The organism is Micromonospora musae (genome assembly GCF_003626545.1).
In the GTDB taxonomy this organism is placed as follows: domain Bacteria; phylum Actinomycetota; class Actinomycetes; order Mycobacteriales; family Micromonosporaceae; genus Micromonospora; species Micromonospora musae.
Genome location: NZ_RAZS01000006.1, coordinates 315876 through 328238, shown reverse-complemented (window position 1 = coordinate 328238; position 12363 = coordinate 315876). Strand labels below are relative to the sequence as shown.

Here is a 12363-nt window from a genome sequence, read left to right as displayed (position 1 = left end):
CAGGCGGATGCCACGCCCAGGGGTGAGCAAGAGGTCAGGGGTGGAGCATCGCCAAGGCGGTGTCGAGCGCCCGGATCAGGGTGCTCCGGTCGGCGCCGCCCGCTTCCATCACCCGCAAGCCCTGAATGGTGGCCACGGTGAGCGCCGCCCAGCCGGTGAGGTCCACCGTGTCGGCGACCAGGCCGGCCGCCCGGCCGCGTTGCGCCGCCTCCAGCAGCGCGGCCTCCAGGCCGGCGAACGCCGCCGTGACCCGGGAACGGACCGCGGCGTCCTCACCGGCCCGCTCGGCGGCCGCGGCGACCAACAGGCACCCTCTCGGGTCATCGGCGCAGCTACCGTCGAGCAGCGGCAGGATCGCCTCCCGCAACGCCACCCGAACGTCGACGCTGCCGGACACGGCTTCCACCAGGGGAAGGTAGAAGTGCTCCCGGTAGCGGTCCAGCGCCGCCAGATAGAGCTTCTGCTTGTCGCCGAACGCCAGGTACAGCGACTGGCGCCCCACACCGGTGGCCTCGGTCAGATCCGTGAGCGACGTGCCCTCATAGCCACGCTCCCAGAACGTACGCATGGCCGCATCCAGTGCCGTGTCGGTGTCGAACTCCCTCGCCCGCCCCATGACACCACCCTACACCGTTTCTTGATCGGTCAGTCAAGAAACCTGGCCCACGGCGTCCGCCCTGGTCAGGCCACCCCGGTGGTGCGGAAACGGCGCTGGTAGACCGAGGGCGGGATGCCGTACGCCGTGATGAAGGCCCGCCGCAGCGTCTCGTCGCTGCCGAACCCGCTGCGCCGGGCGGCGTCCCCGACGGTGCCGCCCTGCTCCAGGAAGACCCGGGCCGCCTCGATGCGCGCCAGCTCCAGGTAGCGCCCGGGCGTGAGGCCGAGCTCCTGTTGGAAGATCCGCCGCAGGTGCCGCGGGGTCACGGTCGCGTCGCGGGCCATCGCCTCGATCGGGTACGGCCGGGCCGGGTCGGCCGCCACCCGGTCGACGACCCGGCGCAGCCGCTGGTCGCCGCTGGGCGGAAGATCCTGCCGGACGGAGAACTGGGACTGTCCGCCTGGACGCTGCATGAAGACCACGAGTTCGCGGGCCACCTCCCGGGCCGGGCCGGCACCGTGGTCCGCTTCGACCAGGGCGAGCGCGAGGTCGATCCCGGCGGTCACCCCGGCGCTGGTGAGGAGGCGGCCACTGCGGACGTAGATGGCGTCGGGCTCCACCTCCACCTGGGGGAACTCGGCGCGCAACCGCTCCGCGTGCCGCCAGTGGGTGGTCGCCGGATGCCCGTCCAGCCACCCCGTCCGGGCCAGTACGAACGCCCCGGTGCAGACCGCGGCCAGGCGCGTTTCGGGGCGGACCAGGCGGCCCAGCCGGGCCCGGACCTCCGCCGTGTCGGGCAGCGCGGTCAGATCGTCGGCGCCGGTGAGCACGAGGGTGTCCACCGGATCGGCCTCGTCGAGGGTGGTGTCGGCGGTCAGCCGTACCCCGGACGAGGTGCGTACCTGCGAAGACCGCCAGCCGATCAGCTGCACCGAGTAGTGCGCGCCGCATCGGGTGGCCGCGTCGAAGACGTCCACCGGCCCGGAGACGTCGAGCAGCTGCACGCCGTCGAAGACCAGCACACCGACCCGGTGCGGTCCCTGCGTGGTCATTTCGCGGTGCCTCCTCACGGCCGGCGGGGAGCCACCCGCTCCCCCGGTCACCCATGTCCGTATCTGTGGGGTGCCCGTCCTCAGGGACATGGCCCGTCGAGTCTAGCCCCGGCAGCATCGGATCGAGCCGGGCGAAGGCCGGCCGCCGCCAGCACGGAAGGAACTCGGATGACCGAGATCATCGCCGGGATAACGATCCCGGACACGCCGCTCGTCGCCGCCGCGACCGAACTGGTCCGGAAGGCGACCGACGACCTGCTCTACCACCACTCCCGCCGGGTGTTCCTCTTCGGCGCGCTCCAGGGCGAGCGCCGTGGCCTCGACCCGGACCCGGAGCTGCTCTACGTCGGCGCGATGTTCCACGATCTCGGCCTCACCGGCGAGTACGGCGGCACCGAGCTGCGCTTCGAGGTCGACGGGGCGCGGGCGGCGGAGCGGTTCCTGCTCGACCACGGCCGCTCCGCGCAGGAGGCACGCAACGTCTGGCTAGCCGTGGCGCTGCACACCACGCCCGGCGTACCCGAGCATCTCGATCCGGAGATCGCCCTGGTGACTGCCGGGGTGGAGACCGACGTGCTCGGCATCGGCTACCGCGACCTGGACCCGGCGCGGGTCGCCGAGGTGACCGCGGCCCACCCGCGCCCGGACTTCAAGCGCCAGATCCTGGCGGCCTTCAACCGGGGCGTGACGCACCGACCGCAGACCACGTTCGGCACGGTGAACGACGACGTGCTCGCGCACTTCGACCCGTCGTTCGTACGGGAGGACTTCGTGCAGATCATCCTGGGAAACGACTGGCCGGAGTGAGCCGTGGCCGGGCCCGGCGTCAGCCCGCCTGACGTCGGGCCCGGGCCCGACGCTTGCCCTCGTGCATCGCCTGCACCCGGGCGATCGGGATGGCCCGCCCCTCCTCGACCAGATCGGTCGGAAGGGGCTGCGGTTCCGGCATCAGGTCCAGCCACGGGTCACCGGCGGCGACCAGCCCCGGGACGGTACGCACGGTGAAGTCGCCCGGCGTGACGTCCGTCAGGGCGGCCCAGTCGACCGGGAAGGAGACCGGCAGCCCCGGGCGCAGCCGCGGGCTGTACGCGGCCACCACCGTGGCGCCGCCGGCCCGGGTGGAGTCCACGAAGACCCGGCCACCCCGGTCCTCGCGGATGAAGGCGGTGGTGGCCAGTGCGGGGTCGAGCCGCTCGGCGCGGGCGGCGAGCGCCCGGGTGGCGGCCGCCATCTCCTCCGCGTCGAAGCCGGCCGCTACCGGCACGAAGACGTGGACCCCCTTGGCGCCGCTGGTCTTCACCGCGCCGGCCAGGCCGGCGTCGGCGAGCGCCTGCCGCACCAGCAGCGCGGCGGCCACCGCAGCCGGGAACGAGTCCCCCTCCGGCGGATCGAGGTCGAGCACCAGGTGGGTGGGGCGGTCGAGGTGATCGGCGCGGGCCAGGGTCGGGTGGTACTCGACGGCCCGCTGGTTGGCGAACCAGAGCAGCGTCCGGCGGTCGTCGCAGAGGGCGTACGACACCTGCCGCTGCGACGCCTCGGCCCAGACGGGCACCCGGCGCACCCATTCCGGGGTGTACTTCGGCAGGTTCTTCTGCATGAACGGCGCCTGCCCGCGCAGCGCCCTGATCACCGACAGCGGCCGCTCCCGCAGCTGCGGGATGATCCGGTCCCGGACGGCGTCGAGGTAGTCGACGAGGTCCCGCTTGCTGGCCGTGGCGCCCTCGAAGAGCGTCTGGTCCAGGTTGGTCAGCGACACCCCGTCCCGGGTTTCGTCCGCCGCACTCATCAGCCCACCTTCCCGGCCGCCGAGACGGAGGTCAACCGGGCGCGACGGGCCGGTCGGAGATTCCCCACCGGGGCCGGTGGTTCGTCGTCCGCGGCGCGGCAGCACGCCTGTGGGGAAGGCCACGATTTTCTTCTGACCGATCGGTCAGGGTCTGACCGATCGGTCAGGCATGCTGGTCAACGGAGGTGACGGCATGCGACGGACGGAACCGGAGACCCGCGGGGAGATCCTGGCCGCGGCGACGCGGCGTTTCGCGGCGACCGGCTACCGGGGTACGTCGCTGCAGGACATCGCCACCGAGGTGGGCTGCTCGAAAGCCACCGTGCTCTACCACTTCGCCAACAAGGAAGCCCTGCTCACCGAGCTGATGGCACCGGCCATCGCGATGCTCCAGTCGCTCGACGACTCCCTCGTCGGGCTGACCGGGCGCGCGGCGCAACAGACCGCCGCAGCGGGCTTCATCGACCTCGCGGTCCGCTTCCGGCGGGAGATCGCCGTGCTCCGCGGCGAGTTCCCCGAACTGCTGCAACAGCCGGCGTTCGCGCACATCCAGCGGATCTCCGAACGGATGCGGGACGCCCTGGCCGGGCACAGCGCCCAGCCTGGCGCCCGGATCGCGGCGCTGGTGCTGCTCGCCGGGATCTCCGAGGGGTGCGCCGAGTTCGTCGATGTTCCCGACGACGAACTGCGCCCGGCCCTGCTCGCCCTCGCCGGGCGGGCGCTCGAACCCGTACCTGACCAATCCCCGACCCAGGACAAGGAAACCTGATGGCGACCCTGCTCTACCGGCTCGGCCGGGGCTCGTTGCGCCGGCGGCGACTCGTCGTCGCGGTCTGGCTCGTCGTACTCGTCGGTCTCGGCCTGGCCGCCGTGTTCCTGCGCGGCCCGACGGCGAGCAACTTCACCATGCCCGGCACCGAATCACAGCGGGCCCTCGACCTGCTCTCCCAGCAGTTCCCGTCGGCCAGCGGCGCCACCGGAACGATCGCGGTGAAGGCGCCCGCGGACGGCGAGCTGGGCACACCACAGGGGCAGGCGGTGATCAAGGAGATCGTGCAGGAGGCCACGAACGTGCCCGGCGTGGTCGGCGCGGTCGACCCACTCGCCGTCGGCGCGGTCTCCCCCGACGGCCAGTACGCCCTGGTCCAGGTGCAGTTCGCGGGCGGCGCCGACGAGGTGGACGACGCGCAGCACGCGGCGTACGAGAAGATCGGCGCGAACGCCGAGGCCCAGGGCTGGCAGGTGGCCCCCGGCGGTGAGGTGCTGGGCGGTGAGCCGGAGGTCGGCTCGACCGAGGCGATCGGGGTGGCGGTGGCCGCCGTCGTCCTGGTCATCACGTTCGGCTCGCTGGTGGCGGCCGGAATGACCATGCTCAACGCCCTGATCGGGGTGGCCGTCGGCATGGCCGGCCTCTTCGCGCTCAGCAGCACCGTCGAGCTGACCGGCACCGCGCCGATCCTCGCGCTGATGCTCGGCCTCGCGGTCGGCATCGACTACTCGCTCTTCATCACCTCCCGCCACCGGCAGAACCTGCTCGACGGGCTGCCACCGGACGAGGCCGTGGGCCGAGCGGTCGGCACGGCGGGCTCGGCGGTCGTCTTCGCCGGGGCGACCGTGGTGATCGCGCTGGCCGGGCTGGCGGTGGTCGACATCCCGTTCCTGACCGTGATGGGTCTCGCCGCGGCGGGCACGGTCACCGTGGCGGTGCTAGTCGCGATCACCCTCCAGCCGGCGCTGCTCGGCTTCGCCGGCCGCAAGGTGCTCCCCCGCCGGCTGCGCGGGACCGCGCCGGTCGACGGCGTGCCGGCCCTCGACGGCGACAGCGTCGCCCGGGTGATGCGCCGGGCCGGGCCGGGCACGCCGGTCGAGGAGCTCTCGACCCGCCACGAGCCCGCCGCCGAGAACCGGTCCGGCTTCGGGTTCCGCTGGGCTCGGCTGGTCACCCGGCTGCGCGTACCGGTGATCCTGGTCGGGCTGCTCGGCCTGGGGCTGCTCGCGGTCCCCACCTCGGAGATGCGGCTCGCCCTGCCTGACGCCGGCACGGCCGCGGTCGGCTCGCCGGCCCGGGTGTCGAACGACCTGATCACCGAGGGCTTCGGTCCGGGCTTCACCGGCCGGCTGGCCGTGGTGGTGGCCGGGGAGACCCCGGAGGCCACGGCGGCGGCCGTACCCCAGGTCACCGCCCTGGTCCAGCGCACCGACGACGTACTCGCGGTGGCGCCGCCGCAGCTCAGCCCGGACGGCCGGACGGCCCTGCTCGGCGTGGTGCCGAAGACCGGGCCGACGGACGCCGCCACGGAGACGCTGGTGCACGACATCCGGCACGCGGTCGGCGGGATCAAGGACGTGGACGTGCTGCTGACCGGGGCCACCGCGATCGGCATCGACGTCTCGGAGAAGCTCGCGGACGCCCTCCCGATCTACCTGGTGCTGGTGGTGGGCCTCTCCGTCCTGCTGCTGATGCTGGTCTTCCGCTCGCTGCTGGTGCCGGTCAAGGCGGCGCTGGGCTTCCTGCTCACCGTCGCGGCGACCTTCGGCATCACCGTCGGGGTCTTCCAGCAGGGTCACCTCGCCGACCTGGTCGGCCTCGACACCCCGGGCCCGCTGATCAGCTTCCTGCCGATCCTGCTGATCGGCATCCTGTTCGGCCTGGCCATGGATTACGAGGTCTTCCTCGTCTCCCGGATGCGGGAGGACTTCGTGCACGGCGACACCGCGCAGCAGGCGACGATCAACGGCATGGGCCACGGCGCCCGGGTGGTCACCGCGGCCGCGCTGATCATGATCTCGGTCTTCGGCGGCTTCGTCTTCTTCCTCCACGACCCGGTGATCAAGTCGATCGGCTTCGCGCTCGCCGTCGGCGTGGCCATCGACGCCTTCGTGGTCCGGATGACCATCGTGCCGGCGGTGATGTCCCTGCTCGGCCGGCACGCCTGGTGGCTGCCGAGGTGGCTCGGCCGGGCCCTGCCGAACGTCGACATCGAGGGCGAGGGTCTCCGCGCCCACCTGGCCGACCGCGAGCCCGCCGGAGTCTGAGCGAGCGGCGGGGCCCCTCGGTGACTGCGAGAGGCCCCGCCGGCGCGGCCGGGTCACACCCCGGCCGGGTAGGTCTCCATCTCGCCGGTGGTGCTGATCGCGGGCAGCGGATGCAGCGCCGTGCTGTCGTCGCACCAGATGAAGGCGTCGTACCGCTCGCCGAGACGGGTCGGCACGTAGTTGCCCCAGGACTCGAACGTCGGGTCGTAGACCACCCCGATCGCCCGGTGGTCGATCGTGTCGGTGACCCACCCGGGCTGGTCGTCACCGCCGAAGACGAGCACCGCCCGGTCCGGCATCAGCTCGTGCAGCCGCCGCTCGATCGAGCCGGGCCGTGCCGGCGGCACCACCATCGACTCGGCCGGTGAACCCCAGCGCGGCGCGGCGATCACGCTGCCCTCGTAACAGCCGAAGCCGATCAGCACCACCGCGTCGGCTCCGTGCCGCTCCCGGGCCAGCTGCCCGATGTTGACCATTCCCTCCGCCGACATGTCGGTGGCCCGGGCGTCGCCCACGTGGGTGTTGTGTGCCCACACCACCCCCCGCGCGTCCGGGCCGTACCGGTCGAGCAGTCGGTCCAGGGTGTCCTGCATGTGGATGTCACGGATGTTCCAGGACTCCGGTCCACCGCCGACCATCGCCCGGTAGTACCGCTCCGCGCCCGCCACCACCTCGGCGTTCTGCCAGGCCGAGAAGCTCTCCGCACCGTCGGCGAGCGCCTGCTCCCGGGTGCGGGCCAGCAGCCGGACCACCTCCTCCTCGCACCGCGCGGAGACGAAGCGGCTCGCGAGGCCGTACTCCTCGGGGCGCCGGCCGTACGGCTCGAAACAGCGGTACGCGTCCTGCGCGGCCTCCAGCCCGGCCGGGTTCTCCTCGCCCAGGTAGTCGAAGATCGCCTGCATCGACTCCCAGAGGCTGTAGACGTCCAGCCCGTGGAAGCCGGCCCGCTCCCCCTCCGGCCGTCGCGCGTTCCACGCCCGCAGCCAGCCGGCGAAGCGCGCCACCTCGGCGTTCGCCCACATCCAGGTGGGCCAGCGCTCGAAGCGTTCGAGCGCGGCCAGTGGCTCGACCATCCCACCGGGCGCAGCGGTGACCGAACGGTGCACCCGGTCGCAGTCCGGCCAGTCCCCCTCGACGGCGACGAACGAGAATCCGCACTCGGCGATGAGTCTCCGGGTGAGCTGTTCCCGGAGTTGGTAGAAGTCGTAGGTTCCGTGGGTGGCTTCGCCGATCATCACCACCCGGGCGTCCCGGACGCGCTCCAACAGGGGGTCGAAGTCGCTCGGCGCGCCGAGCCGCTGAACCAGCATGCGAGCGGCTACCCGGCGGGTCGGCGGGCAAACCGGGGCGGGAGAGGCGTCGCGGGCGGCGGCTGGTGTGCCGGCCCGCTGAGCGGGTAGCCGCCGGACATGACCGTCACCGGGGTGCAGTGGCAGGAGTTCCTGGCCGGGCTCGACTACCCGGTCTCCCGCGAGGACCTGGTCCGCTGGGGGCAGGAGAACGGGGCCAGCACGGAGATGTTGCAGATGTTGCGGGCCCTGCCGGCCGAGCAGTTCGACGCTCCCGCCGAGCTGCACGAGGCGCTCGGCACGCTGGCCTGACCGCCCGCCGCAGCCGTCACCTCGCGCGGGGCGCCGGTGGCCGGGCCGGAGGGCCCGACCACCGGAGTGAGCGGCTCAGCGAGCGTGCAGCAGCCGGAACAGCACCAGCCACTGCTCCGGCCAGACGTACCCGACCGGGGTGGCCGGGTCCAGTCGGGTGGCTCGCAGGGCCGCCGACACCCGACCCGGCGGGTACCGCCGGCGCAGCGAGGCCGCGAGCGAGCCGCCGGCGCCGCCGAAGCCCAGCTCCACCATCCGGTGGTACGCGGGCAGCGCGGCCGGTGCGACCAGCGACTGCGGCCGCCGCTCGATCCGCAGGATGCCCGCGTCCACGGTGGGCACCGGGCGGAACGCCGTACGCGGCAATCGTCCGGCGAGCCGCCAGGAGAACTCCGGCCAGCTCAGCACCGTGAGTCGGGACCACCGCCCGTAGTCGCCGGTGCGCCGGCGGGCGTACTCCAGCTGGGTGAGCAGCGTCGCGGTGCGCAGCCGTGGCGCGGCCAGGCACCACCGGACCACCGCCGAGGTCAGTGACCAGGGGATGTTGCCGACCACGGCGAACGGCTCGCCGGGCGGCTCGGCGGTGAGGAAGTCGGCCTGCCGGTGCCGGACGTGCGGCAGTTCGGCGCAGAGGGCGGCCAGTTCGGCTGCTGCCGTGGGATCGACCTCGTACGCCACGAGCTGCCCGCAGCGGGCCGCGAGCGGGCGGGTCAGCTGGCCTCGGCCGGCGCCGACCTCCAGCACGAGGCCGGTCGGGTCGGGATCCGCCGACCGGAGGACCCGGGCGATCGCGGCCGGGTCGGCGAGGAAGTTCTGCGAGAGTACGCGACGGTTCCGGTCGCGTTCGGTCGAGCGGGTACGGCGGGGCGCCACGTGTCGTCGTCCTGTCTGTCGCCGGTGCGGCGACGCGGGGACAGGCAGCCCGGAGTGGGGGCCTGTCCGAGTGGATGGGACTCGGACGGCCCTGGATACGGCGCGGGGAAGCGCCCGGCGGTCAGTCGCGGGTCGCGTCCCGGCCCACCAGGGCCGGACGCCGGACACGCGGGCGGGACGCCAACAGGGGGCCCCGGGCGGCCGGCGTGCCGGCCACCTCGATCAGGGCGTGCGTGAACATGGCCGCACGCTATCCCGCGCTCGGCCGCCTCACCACCGGATTACCGGCCGACGAGCGACGGCTACTGCCCGCGGATGATCGACTCGACTTCAATGAGGTCGGGGCATCCCGAGGGCGCGGATGCCCCGACTTCCTGACCTCGAGTTGACCACGCGACCGGACCCACTCGAACTCGCCCGGACGCGGCTTCCGTGCGCGCCGGGGCGAAAGGCCCGCGCTCAGGCGGGAACGACGACGGTGCGGGACTCGGCCCGGGCCGTCTCGGCGGCGGCCAGCACGGCCACCACCTCGCGGCCGAAGCGCACGTCGCAGCGGTGGTCCCGGGTGCCCGCCTCGATCTCCTCGAGCAGCTGGTCGATCGCCACCCCGAAGGCGACCGGCGGCTCGTACTGGCCGTTCGGCACGGTCTCGATGCCGTTCTCGCCGTAGAAGGTGAACTCGCGGGTCATCGCCTCGGCTGGGGCGTCGAGCGTCAGCGAGACGCTGCTGGTGGCACCGCCGTCGTGGGTGAGCAGCAGGTGCACCAGGCCGCTCGGCCCGTCCGTCGCGGCCACCTTCTCCACCCGGCCCAGCACGGGCAGGATGATCGAGAGGGCGTGCGGGCCGACGTCCCAGAGCGCGCCGTGGTCGCGCCGCCACTGCGACCCGCTGTACGGGCTGCCCGGCTGGTAGATCGAGGAGAACATGATCGCCTTCGCGTGCTGCCAGCCGCCGGCCGCGGCGGTGGCGGCGAGGAAGGCTGTCACGTTCGGCTGGTACCGCTGGGTGAAGAAGACCACCGAGGCGACCCCGGCGGACTGCGCGGCCCCGACCACCCGGTCGGCGTCGGCGAGGCTCAGCGAGATCGGCTTGTCGAGCAGCAGGTGCCGTCCGGCGACGGCCGCCCGGGCCGCGATGTCCGCCTGGATGTCCGGCGGCAGGGCGACCGCCGCCACGTCGCACGCCTCGATCAACGCGTCGACGTCGGCGAAGGCCGGTACGCCGTACCGGTCGGCCAGCGCCGCGGCCCGCTCCGGGTTCCGCCCCCACACCCCGGCCAACTCGGCGCGCGGGTGCGCGTCGAGCGCCGCCCCGTGCGTCTCCGCCGCCCAGTGACCGGTGCCGAACAAACCGAACCGCAGCACGTGAACCCCCGCCTTAGTCGTCCCCGCGGCAGTGCCACGGACGTGATCCACGCTAGTCGCCCGATCCGGGCCGCGCGGGCGCGGGGCCAGGTCGGGGCGGGGGCGAGCAGCCGCTACTACGACAATTAGTAGGCTGTGCCGGTGACCGAGCCAAGGACCGGGTGGTCCCGATGACCGTCGCCGCCGCCGCGACGGGATCGCCGGTGGACGGCCTCCTCGCCACCGCGTCGATCGTGCTGTCGCTCCTGATCGCGATCTGGAGCCTGGTCTCCGCCGCGCGCAACCGGCCGCCGGACCGCTGGCAGCTGATCGGACTGGGCGTGCTGGAGCTGGCGCTGCTGGGGCTGGCCGTGCTCGCCCTGGTCGCCGTCGGCGGGGGTGACCAGCCGGGCGAGCCGGGCGCCTTCTTCGGCTACCTGGTGACGCTGGTCTGCCTGCCGCCGCTCGCCGCGGTGCTGGCCCGGATGGAGCCGACCCGGTGGGGCTCGGCGATCGTCGGCGCGGTCTGCCTGGTCACGCCGGTCGTGGTGGTCCGGCTCCAGCAGACCTGGGAGGTGCTCGGTGGTTGAGACAGCGACGCCCCGGCGCAGCACGAACCGGGGTCCCGGCCGGTTGCTGATCGCCGTCTACATCCTCTTCGCGATCGCGGCGACCTCGCGGGCGCTGCTCCAGATCGTCACGAAGTTCGGCGAGGCGCCGGTGGCGTACGCGCTCTCCGCGGTGGCCGCGCTGATCTACATCGTGGCGGCGATCGGGCTGGCCCGGGCCGGTCACGCCGGGCGCCGGTTGGCCCTGATCTGCTGCTCCGTGGAGCTGGTCGGCGTGGTGGTGGTCGGCATCCTCAGCCTGGCCGACAAGGCGCTCTTCCCGGACGAGACGGTCTGGTCGCAGTTCGGCAGCGGCTACGGCTACATCCCGCTGCTCCTCCCCCTGCTCGGCCTCTTCTGGCTCTGGCGTACCCGCGCCACCCCCCGCTGACCCGCCCCTGACCCGCCGGGCCAGGTCAGGCCACGAAGCGCCTCTTTCACCGAAAGAGTTGCTGTGGTGAGCGGAATGGCCACTCCTTCGGTGAAAGAGTGGCCATTCGCGCGGGATGGGCGGGGCGGGCTGGGGGTCAGGCGCGGGGGCCGCCGGCGACGTAGATGACCTGGCCGGAGACGAAGGACGCGCCCTCGCCCACCAGGAACGAGATGGTGTGGGCCACGTCCTCCGGTCGACCCACCCGGCGTACCGGGATCTCCGCGACCGCGTGCTTCTGCAGCTCCGCGAAGTCCACCTTCATCCGGGCGGCGGTCGCCGCCGTCATGTCGGTGACGATGAAGCCGGGCGCGACCGCGTTGACGGTGACACCGAAGGGGCCGAGCTCGATGGCGAGGGTCTTGGTGAAGCCCTGCAGGCCCGCCTTCGCCGCCGCGTAGTTGGCCTGGCCGCGGTTGCCGAGCGCCGAGGTGCTGGAGAGGTTGACGATCCGGCCCCACCTCCGCTCCACCATGTGCCGCTGGGTGGCCTGGCTGAAGAGGAAGGCACCGCGCAGGTGCACACCCATCACCGTGTCCCAGTCGGCGTCGGTCATCTTGAAGAGCAGGTTGTCCCGGAGCACCCCGGCGTTGTTGACCAGCACGGTCGGCGTACCCAGCTCGGCGACGACCCGCTCCACGGCGGCCTCCACCTGGCCGCGGTCGGCGACGTCCGCGCCCACGCCGAGCGCGCGGCCCCCGGCGGCCACGATCCCGTCGACCGTCTCCTTCGTCGCCGACTCCTCGATGTCGACCACGGCGACCGCCAGGCCGTCGGCGGCGAGCCGGCGTGCAGTGGCCGCGCCGATACCGCGCGCGGCTCCGGTGACGATGGCGACGCGGGGCTCCTCCGACATGACTACCTCCCGGTAACTCAGGGTCGATCGAAGGAGCTTAGCCGCCAGCCGCCGCCGGGCGCGATCGTTGCCCTATACGAAATGATCATTGCGGCGTAGCGTCTCGTTCCGCCCTCCGACACCTGCGCGCCCCGATCCCCGAACCGGGACACGCATCCGGAGAGGTCGCTACCACCCCT

The 12363-nt window shown here is 73.1% G+C and carries 12 protein-coding genes and 2 pseudogenes; 7 read left to right on the top strand and 7 right to left on the bottom strand.

The window, feature by feature from the left end:
• Positions 1-34 precede the first annotated feature (34 nt).
• Both D7147_RS18895 and D7147_RS18890 read right to left on the bottom strand, forming a co-directional pair.
• Positions 35-616: a TetR/AcrR family transcriptional regulator gene (locus tag D7147_RS18895; protein WP_120679438.1), complete on the bottom strand. Its 582-nt coding sequence runs from the start codon at positions 614-616 to the stop codon at positions 35-37.
• 65 nt (positions 617-681) lie between these two features.
• The gene (locus D7147_RS18890; protein WP_120679436.1) at positions 682-1650 is read right to left on the bottom strand and encodes a GlxA family transcriptional regulator; all 969 of its coding nucleotides are present in this window, start codon (positions 1648-1650) and stop codon (positions 682-684) included.
• Positions 1651-1818: 168 nt separating this feature from the next.
• Between D7147_RS18890 and D7147_RS18885 the strand changes: the two genes are divergently transcribed.
• Complete coding sequence (locus D7147_RS18885; protein WP_120679433.1) at positions 1819-2457, top strand: HD domain-containing protein; 639 nt, start codon at positions 1819-1821, stop codon at positions 2455-2457.
• Between the two features lie 19 nt (positions 2458-2476).
• Here the strand turns inward: D7147_RS18885 and ligD are convergent, their stop codons facing one another.
• Positions 2477-3436 (bottom strand): non-homologous end-joining DNA ligase, encoded by a 960-nt coding sequence (ligD, locus tag D7147_RS18880; protein ID WP_120679431.1) that lies wholly within the window; start codon positions 3434-3436, stop codon positions 2477-2479.
• 193 nt (positions 3437-3629) lie between these two features.
• On the opposite strand from ligD, the gene D7147_RS18875 reads away from it, so the two are divergent.
• The 3 genes and pseudogenes from D7147_RS18875 to D7147_RS33710 all read left to right on the top strand — a co-directional run.
• Positions 3630-4205 carry a TetR/AcrR family transcriptional regulator gene (locus tag D7147_RS18875; RefSeq protein ID WP_120679887.1) on the top strand — a complete coding sequence of 192 codons (576 nt, stop codon included), beginning with the start codon at positions 3630-3632 and terminating at the stop codon, positions 4203-4205.
• Positions 4205-5210, top strand: a pseudogene (locus D7147_RS33715) (MMPL family transporter); the annotation flags it as partial. The gene D7147_RS18875 and the pseudogene D7147_RS33715, both read left to right, overlap by 1 nt.
• 122 nt (positions 5211-5332) lie before the next feature.
• A pseudogene (locus D7147_RS33710) lies at positions 5333-6472 on the top strand (MMPL family transporter); the annotation flags it as partial.
• 53 nt (positions 6473-6525) lie between these two features.
• Here the strand turns inward: D7147_RS33710 and D7147_RS18865 are convergent.
• Entirely contained in the window at positions 6526-7782 is a 1257-nt protein-coding gene (locus D7147_RS18865) for an erythromycin esterase family protein (protein ID WP_120679427.1), read from the bottom strand.
• Between the two features lie 99 nt (positions 7783-7881).
• Here D7147_RS18865 and D7147_RS18860 point away from each other — a divergent pair, with 99 nt between their 5' ends.
• Positions 7882-8073 carry a DUF2795 domain-containing protein gene (locus tag D7147_RS18860; RefSeq protein ID WP_120679425.1) on the top strand — a complete coding sequence of 64 codons (192 nt, stop codon included), beginning with the start codon at positions 7882-7884 and terminating at the stop codon, positions 8071-8073.
• Between the two features lie 75 nt (positions 8074-8148).
• Here the strand turns inward: D7147_RS18860 and erm are convergent, their stop codons facing one another.
• Both erm and D7147_RS18850 read right to left on the bottom strand, forming a co-directional pair.
• Positions 8149-8946 carry an ErmE/ErmH/ErmO/ErmR family 23S rRNA (adenine(2058)-N(6))-methyltransferase gene (gene erm, locus D7147_RS18855; protein ID WP_120679423.1) on the bottom strand — a complete coding sequence of 266 codons (798 nt, stop codon included), beginning with the start codon at positions 8944-8946 and terminating at the stop codon, positions 8149-8151.
• 459 nt (positions 8947-9405) lie between these two features.
• Complete coding sequence (locus tag D7147_RS18850; RefSeq protein WP_199734204.1) at positions 9406-10311, bottom strand: Gfo/Idh/MocA family protein; 906 nt, start codon at positions 10309-10311, stop codon at positions 9406-9408.
• Between the two features lie 170 nt (positions 10312-10481).
• Between D7147_RS18850 and D7147_RS18845 the strand changes: the two genes are divergently transcribed.
• Positions 10482-10880 carry a hypothetical protein gene (locus D7147_RS18845; protein WP_120679422.1) on the top strand — a complete coding sequence of 133 codons (399 nt, stop codon included), beginning with the start codon at positions 10482-10484 and terminating at the stop codon, positions 10878-10880.
• The gene (locus D7147_RS18840; RefSeq protein WP_120679419.1) at positions 10873-11289 is read left to right on the top strand and encodes a hypothetical protein; all 417 of its coding nucleotides are present in this window, start codon (positions 10873-10875) and stop codon (positions 11287-11289) included. Before D7147_RS18845 ends, D7147_RS18840 begins: the two co-directional genes overlap by 8 nt.
• 136 nt (positions 11290-11425) lie before the next feature.
• Here the strand turns inward: D7147_RS18840 and fabG are convergent, their stop codons facing one another.
• Positions 11426-12184, bottom strand: a complete 759-nt coding sequence (gene fabG, locus D7147_RS18835) for a 3-oxoacyl-ACP reductase FabG (RefSeq protein ID WP_120679417.1) — start codon at positions 12182-12184, stop codon at positions 11426-11428.
• Between the last annotated feature and the right edge of the window lie 179 nt (positions 12185-12363).

Coding starts and splice junctions, on each gene's coding strand:
- D7147_RS18895 (WP_120679438.1), bottom strand. CDS start 616: ATGGGGCGGGCGAGGGAGTTCGACACCGACACGGCACTGGATGCGGCC.
- D7147_RS18890 (WP_120679436.1), bottom strand. CDS start 1,650: ATGACCACGCAGGGACCGCACCGGGTCGGTGTGCTGGTCTTCGACGGC.
- D7147_RS18885 (WP_120679433.1), top strand. CDS start 1,819: ATGACCGAGATCATCGCCGGGATAACGATCCCGGACACGCCGCTCGTC.
- ligD (WP_120679431.1), bottom strand. CDS start 3,436: ATGAGTGCGGCGGACGAAACCCGGGACGGGGTGTCGCTGACCAACCTG.
- D7147_RS18875 (WP_120679887.1), top strand. CDS start 3,630: ATGCGACGGACGGAACCGGAGACCCGCGGGGAGATCCTGGCCGCGGCG.
- D7147_RS18865 (WP_120679427.1), bottom strand. CDS start 7,782: ATGCTGGTTCAGCGGCTCGGCGCGCCGAGCGACTTCGACCCCCTGTTG.
- D7147_RS18860 (WP_120679425.1), top strand. CDS start 7,882: ATGACCGTCACCGGGGTGCAGTGGCAGGAGTTCCTGGCCGGGCTCGAC.
- D7147_RS18845 (WP_120679422.1), top strand. CDS start 10,482: ATGACCGTCGCCGCCGCCGCGACGGGATCGCCGGTGGACGGCCTCCTC.
- fabG (WP_120679417.1), bottom strand. CDS start 12,184: ATGTCGGAGGAGCCCCGCGTCGCCATCGTCACCGGAGCCGCGCGCGGT.